General features: G+C 35.4%; 17 protein-coding genes. 2 read left to right on the top strand and 15 right to left on the bottom strand.

Annotated features, from left to right (window positions below; translation table 11 throughout):
* Nucleotides 1–6: 6 nt before the first annotated feature.
* From JNUCC52_RS13890 to JNUCC52_RS13870, 5 genes are all read right to left on the bottom strand, one after another.
* Nucleotides 7–789: a transporter substrate-binding domain-containing protein gene (locus JNUCC52_RS13890; RefSeq protein WP_139860066.1), complete on the bottom strand. Its 783-nt coding sequence runs from the start codon at nt 787–789 to the stop codon at nt 7–9.
* A 498-nt stretch (nt 790–1,287) separates the two neighbouring features.
* Nucleotides 1,288–1,779 (bottom strand): LURP-one-related/scramblase family protein, encoded by a 492-nt coding sequence (locus JNUCC52_RS13885; RefSeq protein ID WP_139860068.1) that lies wholly within the window; start codon nt 1,777–1,779, stop codon nt 1,288–1,290.
* A 158-nt stretch (nt 1,780–1,937) separates the two neighbouring features.
* Nucleotides 1,938–3,989 (bottom strand): GAF domain-containing sensor histidine kinase, encoded by a 2,052-nt coding sequence (locus JNUCC52_RS13880; protein ID WP_173479163.1) that lies wholly within the window; start codon nt 3,987–3,989, stop codon nt 1,938–1,940.
* Between the two features lie 131 nt (nt 3,990–4,120).
* Nucleotides 4,121–4,309 carry a hypothetical protein gene (locus JNUCC52_RS13875; RefSeq protein WP_337980163.1) on the bottom strand — a complete coding sequence of 63 codons (189 nt, stop codon included), beginning with the start codon at nt 4,307–4,309 and terminating at the stop codon, nt 4,121–4,123.
* A 236-nt stretch (nt 4,310–4,545) separates the two neighbouring features.
* Nucleotides 4,546–4,662 carry a hypothetical protein gene (locus JNUCC52_RS13870; RefSeq protein WP_490356146.1) on the bottom strand — a complete coding sequence of 39 codons (117 nt, stop codon included), beginning with the start codon at nt 4,660–4,662 and terminating at the stop codon, nt 4,546–4,548.
* A 251-nt stretch (nt 4,663–4,913) separates the two neighbouring features.
* Here JNUCC52_RS13870 and mntA point away from each other — a divergent pair, with 251 nt between their 5' ends.
* Complete coding sequence (gene mntA / locus JNUCC52_RS13865; RefSeq protein WP_337980162.1) at nt 4,914–5,324, top strand: type VII toxin-antitoxin system MntA family adenylyltransferase antitoxin; 411 nt, start codon at nt 4,914–4,916, stop codon at nt 5,322–5,324.
* Entirely contained in the window at nt 5,317–5,481 is a 165-nt protein-coding gene (locus JNUCC52_RS13860) for a hypothetical protein (protein WP_337982251.1), read from the top strand. Before mntA ends, JNUCC52_RS13860 begins: the two co-directional genes overlap by 8 nt.
* 31 nt (nt 5,482–5,512) lie before the next feature.
* On the opposite strand, the gene JNUCC52_RS13855 is transcribed toward JNUCC52_RS13860, so the two are convergent.
* From JNUCC52_RS13855 to JNUCC52_RS13810, 10 genes are all read right to left on the bottom strand, one after another.
* Nucleotides 5,513–6,112, bottom strand: coding sequence for a hypothetical protein (locus tag JNUCC52_RS13855; RefSeq protein WP_337980161.1), 600 nt, complete (start codon nt 6,110–6,112; stop codon nt 5,513–5,515).
* A gap of 532 nt (nt 6,113–6,644) precedes the next feature.
* Nucleotides 6,645–7,124, bottom strand: coding sequence for a 23S rRNA (pseudouridine(1915)-N(3))-methyltransferase RlmH (gene rlmH / locus JNUCC52_RS13850; RefSeq protein WP_173479158.1), 480 nt, complete (start codon nt 7,122–7,124; stop codon nt 6,645–6,647).
* A 90-nt stretch (nt 7,125–7,214) separates the two neighbouring features.
* Nucleotides 7,215–7,379 (bottom strand): CxxH/CxxC protein, encoded by a 165-nt coding sequence (locus tag JNUCC52_RS13845; RefSeq protein ID WP_173479157.1) that lies wholly within the window; start codon nt 7,377–7,379, stop codon nt 7,215–7,217.
* Between the two features lie 379 nt (nt 7,380–7,758).
* Nucleotides 7,759–9,072 (bottom strand): S1C family serine protease, encoded by a 1,314-nt coding sequence (locus JNUCC52_RS13840; protein WP_337980160.1) that lies wholly within the window; start codon nt 9,070–9,072, stop codon nt 7,759–7,761.
* 203 nt (nt 9,073–9,275) lie between these two features.
* Nucleotides 9,276–10,064, bottom strand: coding sequence for an MBL fold metallo-hydrolase (locus JNUCC52_RS13835; RefSeq protein ID WP_337980159.1), 789 nt, complete (start codon nt 10,062–10,064; stop codon nt 9,276–9,278).
* 2 nt (nt 10,065–10,066) lie between these two features.
* Nucleotides 10,067–10,888: a two-component system regulatory protein YycI gene (locus tag JNUCC52_RS13830; RefSeq protein ID WP_173479154.1), complete on the bottom strand. Its 822-nt coding sequence runs from the start codon at nt 10,886–10,888 to the stop codon at nt 10,067–10,069.
* Nucleotides 10,875–12,191: a YycH family regulatory protein gene (locus JNUCC52_RS13825; protein WP_139860374.1), complete on the bottom strand. Its 1,317-nt coding sequence runs from the start codon at nt 12,189–12,191 to the stop codon at nt 10,875–10,877. The genes JNUCC52_RS13830 and JNUCC52_RS13825 overlap by 14 nt, the downstream gene beginning before the upstream one ends.
* Nucleotides 12,188–14,053 carry a cell wall metabolism sensor histidine kinase WalK gene (gene walK / locus JNUCC52_RS13820; RefSeq protein WP_173479153.1) on the bottom strand — a complete coding sequence of 622 codons (1,866 nt, stop codon included), beginning with the start codon at nt 14,051–14,053 and terminating at the stop codon, nt 12,188–12,190. Before walK ends, JNUCC52_RS13825 begins: the two co-directional genes overlap by 4 nt.
* Nucleotides 14,054–14,058: 5 nt before the next feature.
* Nucleotides 14,059–14,772: a response regulator YycF gene (gene yycF, locus JNUCC52_RS13815; protein ID WP_173479152.1), complete on the bottom strand. Its 714-nt coding sequence runs from the start codon at nt 14,770–14,772 to the stop codon at nt 14,059–14,061.
* A gap of 388 nt (nt 14,773–15,160) precedes the next feature.
* Nucleotides 15,161–16,624, bottom strand: a complete 1,464-nt coding sequence (locus tag JNUCC52_RS13810; protein ID WP_337980158.1) for a M23 family metallopeptidase — start codon at nt 16,622–16,624, stop codon at nt 15,161–15,163.
* Nucleotides 16,625–16,817: the final 193 nt, after the last annotated feature.

The raw sequence follows: 16,817 nt of genomic DNA, 5'->3' as shown, positions 1-16,817 counted from the left end.
ATTGATTTATTCTGGTTTTTTGGTAATGTCCTCACCAAAATACTTGATACTGATTTGAGTCAGTGTCCCATTTTCTCGGAGTTGTTCCAAAGCTTCATTTACTCGCTTCAATAGTTTTGGATTATCCTGGGGCAGCACAATCGCTTGTTCACTGCGATTAATTAATTGCTGTCCTTTAATCTTAAATCCTTCCTTTTCAGCTGTTTTTCCTGTAACAAAATCAGTAATGACCGCATCATGACGTCCTGTGCTCAGCGCCTTTAAAGCTGTAATATCGCTGTCATAAGTTTTGACTTTGTCTGTATACTCGGAAGCAGTATCGGCATATGTCGATCCTTTTGCAACAGCTACTTCCTTTCCCTTTAAATCTTCGACAGTCTTAATTTTACTATCTGGTCTGGTAAAAATTTTCGGTCCAGAATAATAATACGGGGTAGAGAAAGAAACATGTTTACTTCGTTGCGGGTTAATCGTGTGGCTCGCAACCGCTGCATCCGCTCGGCCTGTTTTTACCCCTTCTACAATCCCTTTGAACTTGATTCGTTTCTGAACCGGCTCAAGGCCCATTTCCTTTGCAATTGCTTCCCCAACCTCAATATCAAAGCCCGACATTGTGAGATCGTCATTCATATAACTAAATGGCTTAAATTCACCAGAAGTAGCAAAAACAAATTGGTTTTTATTTATCAGTTCAGAACCATCCTCAAGCTTCTTCTTCTCTGTACAACCAGACAAAAAGCAGACTACGATTATACTAAAGACCAATAGTAATTTTTTATTCAACAACATGTTGGCTATGACTCCTTTTCCCTTTCGATTATTCCTACAATGCTTCTTGCTAAATAACTTGCTTATGATGGTTAATACCCTATCTACTCCCGATAAAACAAAAAAGTGTCAGGCACTGTTAATAGTACCCGACACTTTTGAAACATTTTTAATTTATATACATCTCTTTCAAGTGTTCTCTCTCCTCAAATATTGATGCTTTTTAGACGTTAAAAAAATATTATTCATTGGTGAATTTAATATAACATTTCTCATCAATATAAACTGACTGTTCAAATACTTTGTTTATATAATTGTCCAAATGCTTTAATACTCACTATGGAAGACAATTTATAAGCAAATGGTGTGGTACAAATATGTCTTTGAATCGTTAAACCTTCTTCTCTACAATTGTCTACTAAAAAAACAGCACCAATATAAAATTGATACTGCCTTAATTAACCGCACTTACTTGTGATATGGTTCACCGTTGCACCTTTAATGGAGGTTATTAATTTTCTAAGTCGCTGCTGAGGAAGCAGCTGCGTCAGCCTTTACACAATCAATTGCAACAACGAATGCAATAATGATTTCCTCCATCTCCTCATCCAATATTTGAACTTTATAGCTATCTCCCCAAGTGAACCACTCCTTGTTCACTTTACCGATGACTTCACCATGCTGTAAAACCTGAAACTCCATATCCCACCAGTTACCGTGTATCTCCATGTCTGCCCCATCAATCGTATAGCGTGCTTTAAAGAAAGAAAACTCCTTCTTAATCGTTAACACCTCTCGACCATTTACCTCAATAAAAAACTTCGGTAAAAAGCTGAACACCTTTTTCGTAATAAGGGCTACTTCATCTCTTGTTTTATTCATAATGGAGAAAGTCTTTGGAATTTGCATAAAACTACCTTCTACGTAATAAACATCCTTTTCCTGCTGATCCTTTATAGTGAATTTACCACTTAGACTGAATACCTTTTGCTTTATATAAAGTTGCTTCATTCTACATCTCCTTCGAAATAGCATATCAATATAGCGCAGATTTCATCATAGCTATTAATAATTATCAAAATAGTTTATTGAAATTTGGACTTATAAATTTATTTATTCAGAGCATCAAATGTCAATACCTTACAACACTAAAGAAGCGTTTCATCTTTTCATATATAAGTAAATTTTATAAAAAAAGTAGTTCCTTCAGATCCTGTTTGAAATTCAATTTTTGCGTTATGACGGGCAGCAATTGCATAGCAGATACCTAGACCTAAGCCAGTGCCATTATCTTTGGTCGTGTAAAATGGAGTACCCAATTTCTCTACTATCGCAGGACTGATACCTTCTCCTTGATCCTGTACTGCAAGAATTACACAATTCCCATCCCCTTTGTAGGTACTGATGGATAGAACCTTACCTATGTTCATTGATTCTAAGCCATTACGGTAAAGATTTATTATCAATTGTCGTATTTCGTTACGATTTAAAAGTAAATCTGGAATGTCATTCAGATTAAATTGAATAATTTTATTTTGATTAAATGCATCTATCTCTATTAAAGGCGTAATATCGCGAATAATAGAATTTAAATCTAACATCTGTAAATCGGATGTCTTAGTATTACCTATAGAAAGAAATTCAGTAATAATAGAATTAGCACGGTCAAGCTCTTCGATCATGACATTAAAGTAATCATTATGTTTTTCGAATTCGCTCTCTTTTTTTAATAGCTGCAAAAATCCTCGTACTGTTGTCATAGGATTTCTAATCTCATGGCTAATACCTGCTGCCATCTGACCTATTAAGTCTAGGTTTGATAATCTTTTCAATTCCTTCTCATATTTCTTTTTTTCAGTTATGTTTTTTAAAAGGCAACAGATTCCCTCATCATATGGGTACGCAACTGCTTCGTACCAATAATCACCATAAGCTGAGGTCATTTCGAAATGTACTGCTATTCGCTCTGACATCGCACGATGAAATTCTTTATACATGACCGTATCTACACACTTAGGGAAAATTTCCCATATATTTTGTCCTAATACATCCTTTGCCGTTTTCCTTTGCGGCAAATATTGATGTTTATTCATGTAAAGAAATTCCCACTCTTTGTTCAATGCAAAGAATCCATCCGTTATACTTTCAATAACACTTGTAACCTTTTCATTAGCAGCAGCTAGTTCCCTTGTTCGCTCTTCTACCATATTTTCAAGTTGGTCCATATATAACAAGTTTGAAATTGTAGGCGCTGTGGCTTCGACTATCGATTTTGCTAATTGAATTTGAGATTCATGGAAATTACATGTTTCCCCTCCTAAATTGACAACTGTTATAACCCCTAATACTTCCCCCATTGAAATCAGTGGCATCATAAAAAGACTCATACTATCTATATTTGGAGTGAGAATTATACTTTTTGTTTCAATAATCTGTTGAATCATAGCTTCGTAGCTTTGGTTCATTCCTATGCTTTTTAGATTCTCCATCCAATCGGCTTCTGTCCAATCACAGTCTGTATTAAATTTCATGAATGTCATTGTGTTTTTTCCCAATGGATCCAGGAGGTGGGCTGCACTTTTTTCGCTACCTAAAACCTTTCCTAAGTAGTAAAAACATTTATCAAGACTTTTCTGCACGGAGGAACACATCGACAAATCACGTGTAACATTGAGTAACAATTGTTTTTCTGCAATAAGGTTTTCCTTTTGCTTTAAATTATTTGCGTTTTGAATTGCAACTGCAGCCATATTTACATATGCTTCAACACTCTGAATTTCTGATTCTGTTAAATTCATCGGTGTTCCATAATCAAATAAAAAAACTAAACCAAATATCTCTTGCTCATATGAGATAGGCAGTGCTAATAAGGATTTAATTTTGAAGGCTTCTACCGATCTCGGGTCCGGCCGATTATCCTTTGAGGTATCAGAGATATAGATGGTTTTTTTAGTTTCAATAACCTCTTTGGCCAGTAAGTCTGTTTCAACATCAATTACCTGTGTATCGAGGGTTATGCCATTCATATCTTCTGGCTTTCCCACAAATCCTCTAAATGTGCCATCTTTTTCTGGTAAATAAATACCCACCGAGTTACATTGCACGATTTCCTCGGAAATTGCCTGCGTTACACGCTGTAAAACTTCACGTAGTTCTAACTTTGTATTAATTACTTTGGTTATACTCGCGAGCCTAGAATATCTCGTCTGTTCACTTAACATTCACAATGTCTCCAATCAAAACCTACTAAAAGTAAAAGTATAATTTCTAGCTAACAGTCTAGTTCTAAATTAGTTTATATTATATCTGTATCCTATTATACATGGAAAACCTCTATTACTTATGATACGGTTTACCGTGATAGCGCTAGTCTGTTTCGACCCGATGATAGGAACGACCATAAGGCTTCTAATAACTCCAATTCGCTTTTATTTGTTCCTGCTATTATTCCATTGCCAGTCACCTTCAATAACTCTATCCCCTCAATAGACCATACATATGATACCGATGAATAAGAACTGATTGTTGATTCTGTTTGCATGAGCTACATTCTCCGAATGATTTTTATTGTCATTTGTTCCCGTTCAGCTGCAATATTTAACACTCGCACCAAGACAAATTTAAAAATATAAGAAACATTTTGATTCATAAATCTACTATATTCCCATTTTATTCTTAAACTCAGTTTGGAGAAAAAGGACTATCCAACAAATTCTTAAATGGAAACAGGTATAGAAAAAGAGAACTTTTTCTATACCTATTTTTTTGTCTACTTTTTTAGTAAATCACTATTTTAGTTGGTGATGGATTGTAGCGAAGGCAGTTTTTTCTATACTCAACTGGTCTTAAACCATCCAGTTTTTCTTTTATTCTTTTTTTATTATAGTATCCAATGTAATCATTTAATTGCTTTAATCGTATGGATTTTCCAAATATTGTATGATTAAATCTAAGTTCGGACTTTTAGAAATTGAATAACCAACGATTTCTCAATGAAAGACATCAAAAAACGCAGATAAATAGCGTTTGACTTAGGAGAAGTTCCCTTCAAAAACCGCACTTACTTATGATACGGTTCTCTGTAATAAGTATAAGTGCGGTTTTTTTCGCCAACGTTTATAATAAAGAAAAGGACGGTGATAAGGATGTTAACGAAAGATTTACAGCAACAATTGATTGATACGATTAAGCAGCAGATTAATCCCGATTTTATTATATTGTTTGGTTCCTTCGCAAAAGGTACTGTGCGTGCCGAAAGTGATATTGATCTTGCCTATTTTAGTAAACAACCTCTATCATCTTATGAACGTTTTTTACTGTCTGGCGATTTGGCATTGGTCGCAAATCGGGAAGTAGATTTAATTGATTTAAAACAAATTGATACCGTTTTTACAATGCAAATTTTCAAGCAAGGTATACCGATTTATATACATGATGAAAATGAATATACTCGTCAAAAAATGCGTGCCTATAGTATGTATGCCACATTAAGCGAGCAGCGCGCCCCGATAATTGAAGCAATTAAAAAAAGAGGAAGTGTTTTCGGCGATGAATGATGTGATATTAAGTAAAACAGCCACTATCGAACGCTGTGTGAATCGGATTCACGAGGTTTATGCGGGAAATCCCATTAATTTAAAAGATTATACAAAGCAAGATAGTATCATTTTAAATATTCAACGCGCTTGTGAGGCTAGTATTGATTTAAGGTGATTGTTAAAAGCTGTCCCTTCGACCCAAACAATTATTTCGAACTAAGTTCTTTATCTAAGTTTAAATCAACGATTAACTCGTTAATATATTCCTTAGCCCTGGGATTATGTTCTTTAAATTGAGGCATTAATGAATTTAAAAAAATCATTGGATCTACTACTTCTCCCGTTACATCCATTTTTACTTGCGAAAGGAGGAGAGGCAACAAGTAGTAAACATTAATATCAATTTGATTTTTATCAGGATTTGATATCCCTTTCTCAAACTCAATAAATAATTGTAATGCATCATTTGAGCCATATGCTAAAATATTATTTTTTATTATTGGTAACAAAGCATCTTGTTTTTCTTTAGATGCTTTGTATTCTGTTTCCATTGCAACATCCATATTAATACCATTCTCTGTAAGCCAAACCCCAGTAGCCACCTTACTTGCATTGCTACAAAACTCTGAAACTTGTAGTGGCAATTCACTTGTTTGTTCTAATGCCATTTGCTTTTTGGCTTGACTAATTGAATTACTTACATTTTTACTAAATTGACTAATCGAAACACCAATTACAACAAGTGTTAATAATATTCCGACGCATTGAATTAAGTCCTGTGTTGTTATTTTCGATAAATTAAACATTTTCGATTTTACACTCCTTTATTTATAAATAAATTAATAGATTACCCCTAAAGATTTACAATGAGATAACCAATATTGGTATTATTGAAAAACCTTACTTAATTATGATACGGTTTTCCGTAATGCGGCTAATTGTAGTTTTTTTAATAGCTCTCCCTGTTCTATTGCTTCTAGAATTTTTAGCTTTATTCCTTCATTATTTTATATATTTTGTCTTTGAATATTTTAACTAGTTAAATCCTTAGCCAAATTAATTCACACCTTCCTATGAAATCACACCTAAATTATCTTTTAAAATATTATATATACAATCAATAAAAAATACAAAAAAAGTAAAAATAAGAATTAATATACTTCATTCAATTTTAAATTTAATAATAATATCTCTATTACATCTTCTATTTTTATTTTAGAACGAATACGTTACGTCCTACCCCAATGTATCTGCAAATTCTCAAATCCCAACAAACAAAAAAACAAACCACCAACTACATTAAAATAACTGTAATCGATGGTTTATTAAAAACCGCACTTACTTATGATAAGGTTCACCCTTCATAATTCTAAAGCTTCGGTAAATTTGTTCGATCAGGACAAGCTTCATTAATTGGTGAGGCAAGGTCATCTTGCCAAATGATTGTTTCTCGTCGGCACGTTTGAGGACATCTTCGTGCAAACCGAGAGAACCACCGATAACAAAGGCAATTTTACTTTTTCCATAGGTCATTAATGACTCGATATCGGATGCCATTTCTTCAGAGGTTTTCATTTTGCCGTTTATGGCAAGGGCGATAACGTATGTGTCTGGGCCAATTTTGGCGAGGATGCGCTCACCTTCTTTTTTCTTCACAATTTCCATTTCTGCATCACTTAGCTGCTCAGGTGCTTTTTCATCAGGCACTTCAATTACGTCCATTTTTGCGTAGCCACCTAGGCGTTTTACGTATTCGTCGATTCCCATTTTTAAGTACTTTTCTTTTAGTTTTCCGACTGATACAATTGTAATATTCACACGTTATCCACCTTTACATTTCATTTACAAACAAATTATCCACAAAAGTTATCAACATATCCACAAGCGTTTTCTATATATTGTGTAAAGTTATTTACTTGATACAATATATTCTGCTGGCAGTTCACAGTAACTACATTTTGTGGATAACTTTTTTTCCTCTTGTACTTTATCCATAATTGGGAATACTTTTTGCTCCGCGACAAACATGTCTAAAGCGTGCTCTATATGCTTTTCACAACTGTATTTTTCCATTTCATAGTCTCTCCTTATTTTCCGAAATTTCCACAAACTTATTCACAATTCGGTCTATGTTATCCACAATCTATTGTAACAAAGGAATAGCGAGTAGGGAAGGAAGGCTTTGTCCCACTATTTGCTGTGTAAAGTTGTTATTCACAAATTCCTAGTTATCCACACCTGTATTTATTAATTGGCATTAACAAAACGCAACATTTTATCCTAACTTAATTTCAATGAAATTGAGGCTAGCTTCCCTCATTTGGATATACCCTTCGAATGTTAAGACATATTTAATTAGAAAAAAGCACTTGTTGATGATAGCGAAAAAAGTGTTAGATTGACTTTTCATCAATCTAACACTTTTATCTTTTGTTTCGTCTCGTTACTATTCCTACAATGAATCGCTATTTGTTAATGTTAATGTCACTTCAACTAATTTACCTTGGCGATATACTTTCATTGTTAATTCATCACCAATTTTTTTGTCGTTATACAAGTGTTTACGTAAATCAATTGATGTTTCAATCTTATCGCCATCCATTTCAACAATAACATCATATTGTTGTACGCCCGCTTTTGAAGCAGGTGAGTTGCCAACAACATCTGTAATGACAACACCTGTTGTAATGTCTTGAGGTAATTTTAATGTTTGTTGTTGATAGAATGCTGGTACGTCTGTTAAATCAACTAGTGAAATACCCATTGTTGGACGTTTCATTTCACCGTTGCGTTCTAGTTCTTCAATAATTGGAATTGCTGAGTTAATCGGAATTGAGAAGCCTAAACCTTCCACAGAGGATTCAGCAATTTTCATGGAGTTAATACCTACTAATTCACCAGCTAGGTTCACTAGGGCACCACCACTATTACCTGGGTTTATAGCTGCATCTGTTTGTAATACTTCTTGTTGCCAGTCAGCTACTTTGTCGCCATTTAAATCAACTGGTACAGAACGATCTTTACCTGAAACAACACCTGTTGTAACAGAGCCATAAAATTCTAATCCTAGTGGATTCCCGATAGCAATAACTGTTTCACCTTGTTTTAGTACATCTGAGTTACCAAATGTCGCAACTGTTTTAACATTTTTCGAGCTGATTGAAATAACTGCTAAGTCTGTCCAAACGTCGCTTCCGACTAATTGTGCCTCTTCTTTTGAGCCATCTTGCATTGTTACTTCTAATTGTTTTGCCCCTTCAATTACGTGATTATTTGTTACGATGAAGGCTTTATCACCATCTACTTTATAAATAACACCTGAGCCGCTTCCTGTTTCTGTATCTTGTGTTGTTTGCTGATTCCAAAAACCGCCGCTTGTCACTTCTTGAATATTAGTTATCCCTACAACAGCACCTGAAGCTTTATCAACTGCACTTGTGACATCGGTCGTTACTTCTGTAGCTACTTGGTTGATGGTTGTCTCATCATTTTTGCCAGAACTGCCTGTTGTTGTCCCTGGCATTTGATTGACAAGTCCAGGAAGCATTAGCCAAACGAGTAAAGCACCAATGATTACACCAACTAGTCCACTAAAGAAATAGCCACCTTTACCGCCTCCACCTCCACTGCCTCCACCTTTCTTTTTGGAACGCTTCTCTTGCATTTCCTTTTCCTCACGTTCAAGTCTCTCTTGTAGAGGTGATTTCTGTATTTCATCATTATTTAGAAAATCACTGTTTTTATCATCTTCGTTAAAATAACTCATGTTCCTCATCCTTTCGTGCGACTGCTCTATCTATTAATTCTTGCCTTTATCATACGATTCAAACATTAAAATTACATGAAAAATAAATAAAATGGATATAAAAAATAGCTGTTCAATGCATTAATAAAAAAATGCAATTGAACAGCTTATATTTTTAACTATAGAAATAGGCAAGAAAATCTTTCATAATTACTTGTCCTATTTTAAACCGTTACTAGCTTTGTTGGCTCCTCAGCATCTGTATCTAATAAATGGACATACTCACCTGCAATAATTCCACAAGATTGTAGCGTTTGTGAAACACTCATGCGCGCAAGCTCTTTCATATTATTATCTTTACTTAAATGCGATAAATAAATATTCGTTGGCTTTTCAAACACAACCTCGCTCATTGCAATGGCTGCATCTTCATTAGATACATGTCCTACATCACTTAAAATACGACGCTTTATGGACCACGGATATCGACCCATTTGTAGCATATTAACATCATGATTACTTTCGAACACAAAGGAATCTGCTCCACGAATAATACCTTTCATCCGATCGCTAACATAGCCCGTATCGGTAATAATCACGAGTTTACGACCATTCTCATGAAATGTATAAAACATCGGATCTGCTGCATCGTGGGAAACGGCAAAAGATTCAATTGCTAATGTGCCAAAATGCTTCACAGTCTCCATTTCAAACTCGAAGCGTTGCTCTACAGGAATTTCTCCTACGAGTCCATCCATTGCCTGCCACGTTTTTGCATTTGCATAGATCGGTAAGTTATATTTACGTGCTAATACACCAATTCCTTTAATATGATCACTATGCTCGTGCGTAACTAAAATGCCACTTAGCTGTTTCATATTGCGATCGATTTTTGCGAAGAGCTGCTCCATCTTTTTACCACTTAAGCCAGCATCGACAATAAATGCATGATTATCGTTCTCTACATAAATCGAATTGCCTGTACTGCCACTTGCTAAAACACTAAATCGCATGATTAAACTCCCCAGTCTTCTTCTTCAACCTCTTGCTTTTCCTCTTGTATTTCAATGATTTTACCTTCCACTGCATCGACAAAATACTCTTCAATTGCCCCGTCGGATAATTTCACTCGGACTTCCCATGTTGGCAATAATACTTGTGTTTGTGTTAAATAAACAAGTGTTGAATAGCCCAGCTGCATATGCTCAATACGTGAATCTGGCTTTAACAGCCCTTTTGCGTATAATGCTTGAATAACTTGAATCGGTGGAAGTACACTTTCTTGTTGCTCTACTTCCTCAATATTATCAAGCATCGTTTGCTCATACATCGTTACTTCATTGTCCGCATTCCACTGTATTTTTAACAACCCAGATTTATTGTAATAGAGCATTCGATTATTTGTTTTTTGAAAGAAGATGGCTATACGCTCATCACGATCGACCTTCCATAATCCGTAGGAACCACCTTCTTTAATATTTGCCTGCACAAATTCTGTGAAGCTTGCATCATCATTTACATTTCGCAATTTCACAGGACTGACTATAATTACCCGCGCCTCTTTAGGGTCAACAAGATTAACTTGATGGTTTGGATCGGTAAAATCCGCTGCCGTAAAAGTATGGACTTTCCCTGAAATATACGTAGCTGATTCGACGGCATTCGGCAGGACACCGTACGTAATATTATCCTCTTTTAAACGAGCATCAATCGTTTTCTCCCCTGGAACCTCTACACTTTGTGCTTCATTGTAGCGATTCACATACAATGAGTATAAGAAAATATTTAAAATTAAAAAGACGACGATAAAAATGGATTTTGTTCTATTCCAATCCATTTTTTACACCCCCAAGCATTTCAGGTGTCACTAAAATCCATGAACCATTACGAATGATAAACCAGCTCGGTTCTAAAGTAAATAATCTTAAATTTTCATCTTGCGTTAAATAATACCCTACGGCAATTTCATCGATATCTGACAATACGATATTATTTAGCTTATGAATTTTTTCAACTATTTCCGTGCCAGATGGCAGTTCTTTAATCTCTTTTTCTGATATGTCTAAAGAAAAATAAGGACGTCTATAGCGGAAAATACGGTTATCTCCCCATACTGTTGTAATACGGGTTGTTGCTTGATCACTATAAACAGGGAAGCCTTGTAAATAAAGCTGATAATCTATTTGATTTTTACTCGGATTGCTCGATACATATCGATAATCTGCTGTGAAGCCTCCATGCTCATTAATAAAATCAAAGCTATCTTTGAAGAGCTTCGATGGCTCTATTCGGATACTACTTTCTGCAGCAGGATATACATATGTTAATGATTTCGATCTTGTATCGACAGTCATAAGAGATAATCCATCTGTATATTTTTCGAATGTCGCACTTTCAACATTACGCTGAACAACGTTTGGCTCTGAGAATAAGACATTTTTAAATAATTCTGGTGATAGTTCATTCATATAATACGTATATTTTACAGATTCAATTTTATCGCTAGGAACGTAAAGTGAAGTATAGCCATCACGCTCTACTTCTTTATACGCACTTTGCAGTTTAGACGGTTCAATAATATCTTTGACAAATTCATTGGCATTCGTAATGCTTACATGTGAACGTAACAATGATTTGTTCGAGCTACTAACGAAATACATCTGTACTTCTTTATTCGAGTAATTGCTCCAATCTATAATAATCCGATTGAAAGTCGTCTCAGGTAACTCTTTTTCGTCGAAGTTGAAAATAGTTCCGAGCTCTGAGAAAGGTATTTCTCCAGCGAAAAATACAGTCATACGATGATTGGCGCGGATCATCTCATTAATATAAGTTGGTGAAATATTATTATTCACTCGAACGAGGTCAAGAATATTCCAGCCTTCAAAGATGTTCATAATATCTTTCATTGCACCATTCGATACTGTACCTGTTAAGTCATCGTCACTGCTATAAATTGCTTTATATGGCTTTATGACGTCTTCCACTTTCTTTTGTGTGCCAATTAATATTTCTTTACCTTCTGTTTGCTCAATTACTTTGTAATCAGGCGTATAGGTCCAAATAATAAAGGTTAGCACAACACTTAGCATGACGAGTAGAAATAAAACAACGGATTTAACTGGCTCTATATATTTCATCCCCACTCACCTGCCTCGTCAAAATCATCTAATTCAAATGGTAGTGTGAAGAAGACGGTTGTACCATATCCTTCTTCACTCTCGGCCCAAATCTTCCCACCATGCGCTTCAATCATTTCCCGTGCAATAGCTAAACCAAGACCTGTACCACCCATAGAGCGTGCACGCGCGCGATCGACGCGATAAAAACGATCAAAAATACGACCTACATTTTCTTTTGGAATACCCATTCCATCATCTGAAATCATTACCTTGAGCATATTTCCTTGTACGGTAAAACCAAAACGGACATTACCGCCATCTGGAGAATATTTAATGGCGTTCGATATAACATTATCAATTACTTGCGTCACCTTATCGGTATCAATTTCAACGTAATACGATGTTTCTGGAAGTAATCGTTCAAATGTTACATTTTCGGATTTAGACATTTCAAAGCGATCAATAATTCGATTAAAGAATGAATTAAATAACACAATATCCTTATTCAATTTATAATTACTACTATCCATTCGTGATAATTGAAGTAGGTCATTCACTAGACGAATCATACGCTCAGTTTCAGTTTGAGTAACATTTAAAAAGGTCGGCGCAATGTTGTCATCCTTCCATGCACCATCCATTAATGCCTCCAAATAACTACGCATCGTTGTTAATGGTGTGCGAAGCTCATGTGATACATTCGATACAAATTCTCTTCGCTCCATTTCAATCTTTTCCTGCTCTGTAATATCATGTAGCACTGTAATTAAACCATTAATAAACCCTGTTTCCTTTTGAATAACAGAAAAATTAGCACGTAAAATATATGGCGCCTCTGACGTACTAAAATCCAAGTTGATTGCATCATTCATATGAATTAAATCTTCAAAGCTATATTCCTGATCGATTCCTAAAACAGAAGCGATTGGACGTCCTAATGTAATATCTCTTGAAATATGCAATAACTCTAATGCTGGATCATTAATAAGGATAATACGTCCTTTACGATCGGTTGCAATAACGCCATCGGTCATATTACTAAGAACAGAATCGAGTTTACGCCGTTCCGCCTCTGTCGTTGATTGAGACTCTTGCAAACGATTGGTCAAATGGTTAAAGGTAGTAGCAAGCTGCCCAATCTCATCTGTTCCATAAACCCGTACTTTGCGAGAAAAGTTTCCTTTCGCCATTGCTTGCGCTTGCTTACGCATATCAGCAATAGGTTGTGTAATGGTGCGTGCTACTAATATTCCTAAGAAAATAGTAACTACTAATGATACAGCAGTACCGCCTAAGAAAATTCGGTTAATATCATTCATTTGTTCAAAAACAGATTCGATATTTGCTTCAATATAAAGCACACCGATAATTTCATCATCTGGGCCAGCTCCATCACGAATTGGCGTTGCTAACACCCATACTCGATTTCTAGTTTTATTATCGAGTTTTATAATATCAAATAATGTTTCTGCTGATATTGCTCGCCGAACAAGGTCTGTATTTGAACGCTGTCCAATTAAACTTTGATTATCTACCTCTGAAGTTGCAAGTATACGCTGTCTACTATCAATTACGCGAATCTCTAAAATATCACCCGTCGATACATCCTTCAATCCTGTTGAAAATTCTTTTACGATGGATTTCAGACTTTCCTCAAGTGAAGGCATGCTTTCATCGCGCTCTTTCAAAATTTCTTCACGAATGCTATATTGCATCAAATCTACACGCTGAAAAATAGACTCTTGAAAATTACTTTTCAAATTCCGCTCTAATTCCTTTGCGAAATAGATGCCTATAATTTGTAATGCTAACATGATCAACAAAATATAAATTAATACAAGCTTGACATGAATTGATTTAAAGAAGCTTACTTTCTGCATTTCTTTTACTCCTGTTCAGGATTTCGTAAATAATACCCTACACCACGTCGCGTGACAATCCATGCTGGATGACTTGGATTATCCTCTATTTTTTCACGAAGGCGGCGAATCGTTACATCGACTGTACGTACGTCTCCGAAATAATCGTAGCCCCATACCGTTTGTAAAAGATGCTCGCGAGTCATCACTTGACCAATATGTTTACCTAAGTAATGTAGCAATTCAAATTCTCGATGTGTCAGTTCAATTGCTTCATCACGCTTCATTACCTGATAAGCGTCAGGCTGAATAACTAGAGAGCCTACTACAATTTCATTTGATGCTTCTTCTTCCTCTTCAGCTGCAGGAGCTACTACTTGAAGGCGGCGCATATTAGCCTTTACACGTGCAATAAGTTCTCGCGTACTAAACGGCTTTGTTACATAGTCATCAGCGCCCATTTCTAAGCCTAATACTTTATCAATCTCAGAACCTTTTGCGGTTAACATAATAATAGGGAAATCATATTTTTTTCGGATTTCTCTACAAACTTCCATACCATCTCTTTTTGGTAGCATTATATCTAATAGCATTAAATCTGGTTGCTCTTCCTCAACCTTTTCTAATGCTTCATCTCCATCATAAGCACAAATTACTTTGTAGCCCTCTTTAATTAAATTAAACTGTAAAATATCTGCGATTGGTTTCTCATCGTCAACAACTAAAATTGTTTTGCTCATACATTATCTCCCTTTCGCTATTCATCTATTCTAAACAATGTGTATTTGTAAAGTTACTACTCTTAACTCTAACATGCTTTTAGCTTCCATGCATTATTGACGTACAGTTTCCCTCTTTCGACAATTATTGCTCGGGAAATAACTGACCATTTTATGCTTTCTATACAAAAAGGCAGCCCACTATTTGGACTGCCATTTACTAAAGATCAATTACGCCTCAACGTATTTGCATTCAGATTTGAGCTACTTCAAAAGCTCTCTTAAAATCTGTAGCATCTGACGGGACATTTAACTTGATACAGCTTAGGGGCAAATCCCCACTGAAGTCAATGCATCTTCTGCATCCCCCATTTAGAGAAAAGGGAGGATGTTTGTTGAAGCAATTTAATTACTGACCTACATACGATAATGGATTGACAAGCTCTCCATTTTTCTCAACTTCAAAGTGTAAATGTGTACCTGTTGAATTTCCTGTAGAGCCCATAATCCCAATAACAGAACCTTTTTCAACTACTTGTCCAACGCTAACTTTTATTGAAGATAAATGTCCATAAAGCGTTGTATAGCCATTATTATGATTAATAACAATGCGATTACCATAGCTGCCCGAAACACCAGCTGATACTACTACACCATTATCTGAAGCTAGTATATTGTAGTTACTAGGACGAGCAATATCAATTCCACGATGAGTCGTACCCCAACGTTGCCCCATTCCACTTGAAATATAGCCCCCTACTGTTGGCCAAGTAAATTCTCCCGTTCCACGAGATGAAACGACTTTTGTTCCTACCACTTCAATTTCATTTACTGGTTGTTGTAGAATCTTTTCTTCTAAAGCGACTTTTGACGTTCTTGTTCCATTTTCAGCAGTAATTAAGTAAGAGGTTTCTTTCTTGCCGTTAACACCTTGCTGTTTTACAACTGTTTCACCTTTGTACATCGAAGAGTCTTCTTCAATTATTTTTTCAAATGGAATTGTATCCGTAATTTTCTTTTCTTGTTTTACTTCTAACGCTACAAATGGTTTTGCAACTGTTACATTTAATGCCTGTCCAATTTGTAACACTGTATCCACTGTAAGACCTGGATTTAATGCGATTAATTCAGCCGTTGTTAAATCATGTTTTTTAGCAACTGCTCCTAATACATCGCCAGATTGAATTTTATATTCCTCTTGCTCCAGTGAGCCCATCATTAAATATTTAACTGCCTCTTGAGGTGATACAATGGCATTTGGATCTACCTTTTGTGTTACACCTGAAATACCTTGTTTAAACGTAATATTTAAAAGGCGCGATTCTCCAGACTGTAAAGCTGGTAAATTATTTATAGTTTGCTGGTTCGCTAGTGCGTCTAACTCTTGTTGTGAAACATATTGTAGCTTTAGCATACGAATTGTTTCTTCGTAGGCATCCGCATCTTTTAAATAAGCAATGGGCTTATCATCTACTAATAATGCAAAAGCTGGTGATTGAGCTACTAAGGATTGCTCAAGCTTCGCTAATGTTTCTGCATCCTTTGTTTCATTGCTAAACACTTGCTCTGGTATTATTTTCACCGCTGAGTTTGCATCAATCAATAAGTCTTTATACTGATTGCTAGCTTGTTGTTCTTTTGATGCAATAATTTCGCGAACAGCTTTGTCATTAGATACAGCACCCATATATTCATTATCAACATATATATGATAGATTTTATTTAATGCTTCTTTATGATTATTTTCCTTTGTAAAGCCCACGTTTATTGCAAAACTTGCCATTAACACTGCAATAATTGATACTTTTTTAAAAGAAGAAAAATTGTAGGTGAATCGATTGCTTTCTTCTTTTTTATTCCAAGACGAACTCATTCAATAAAGCCCCTTCCAACTTTAACCTAACATAGGTTTAATTACCCACAAAGAATTTTGCACCACTATAATGTACCATAAAGAAAATGTTGTTTGAATAATTTATCCTTTTTGTAATGAAAATGTATTATTTCTCTACTAATTGTTACATAATCCCTATCATTTACAGCACCTTCTCAAATCCTCTTTTCTC

The sequence above is a fragment of the Lysinibacillus sp. JNUCC-52 genome (genome assembly GCF_015999545.1).
Taxonomy (GTDB): domain Bacteria; phylum Bacillota; class Bacilli; order Bacillales_A; family Planococcaceae; genus Lysinibacillus.
The sequence above is the reverse complement of the archived record's forward strand: the minus strand, read 5'-3'. Positions and strand labels throughout refer to the sequence as shown.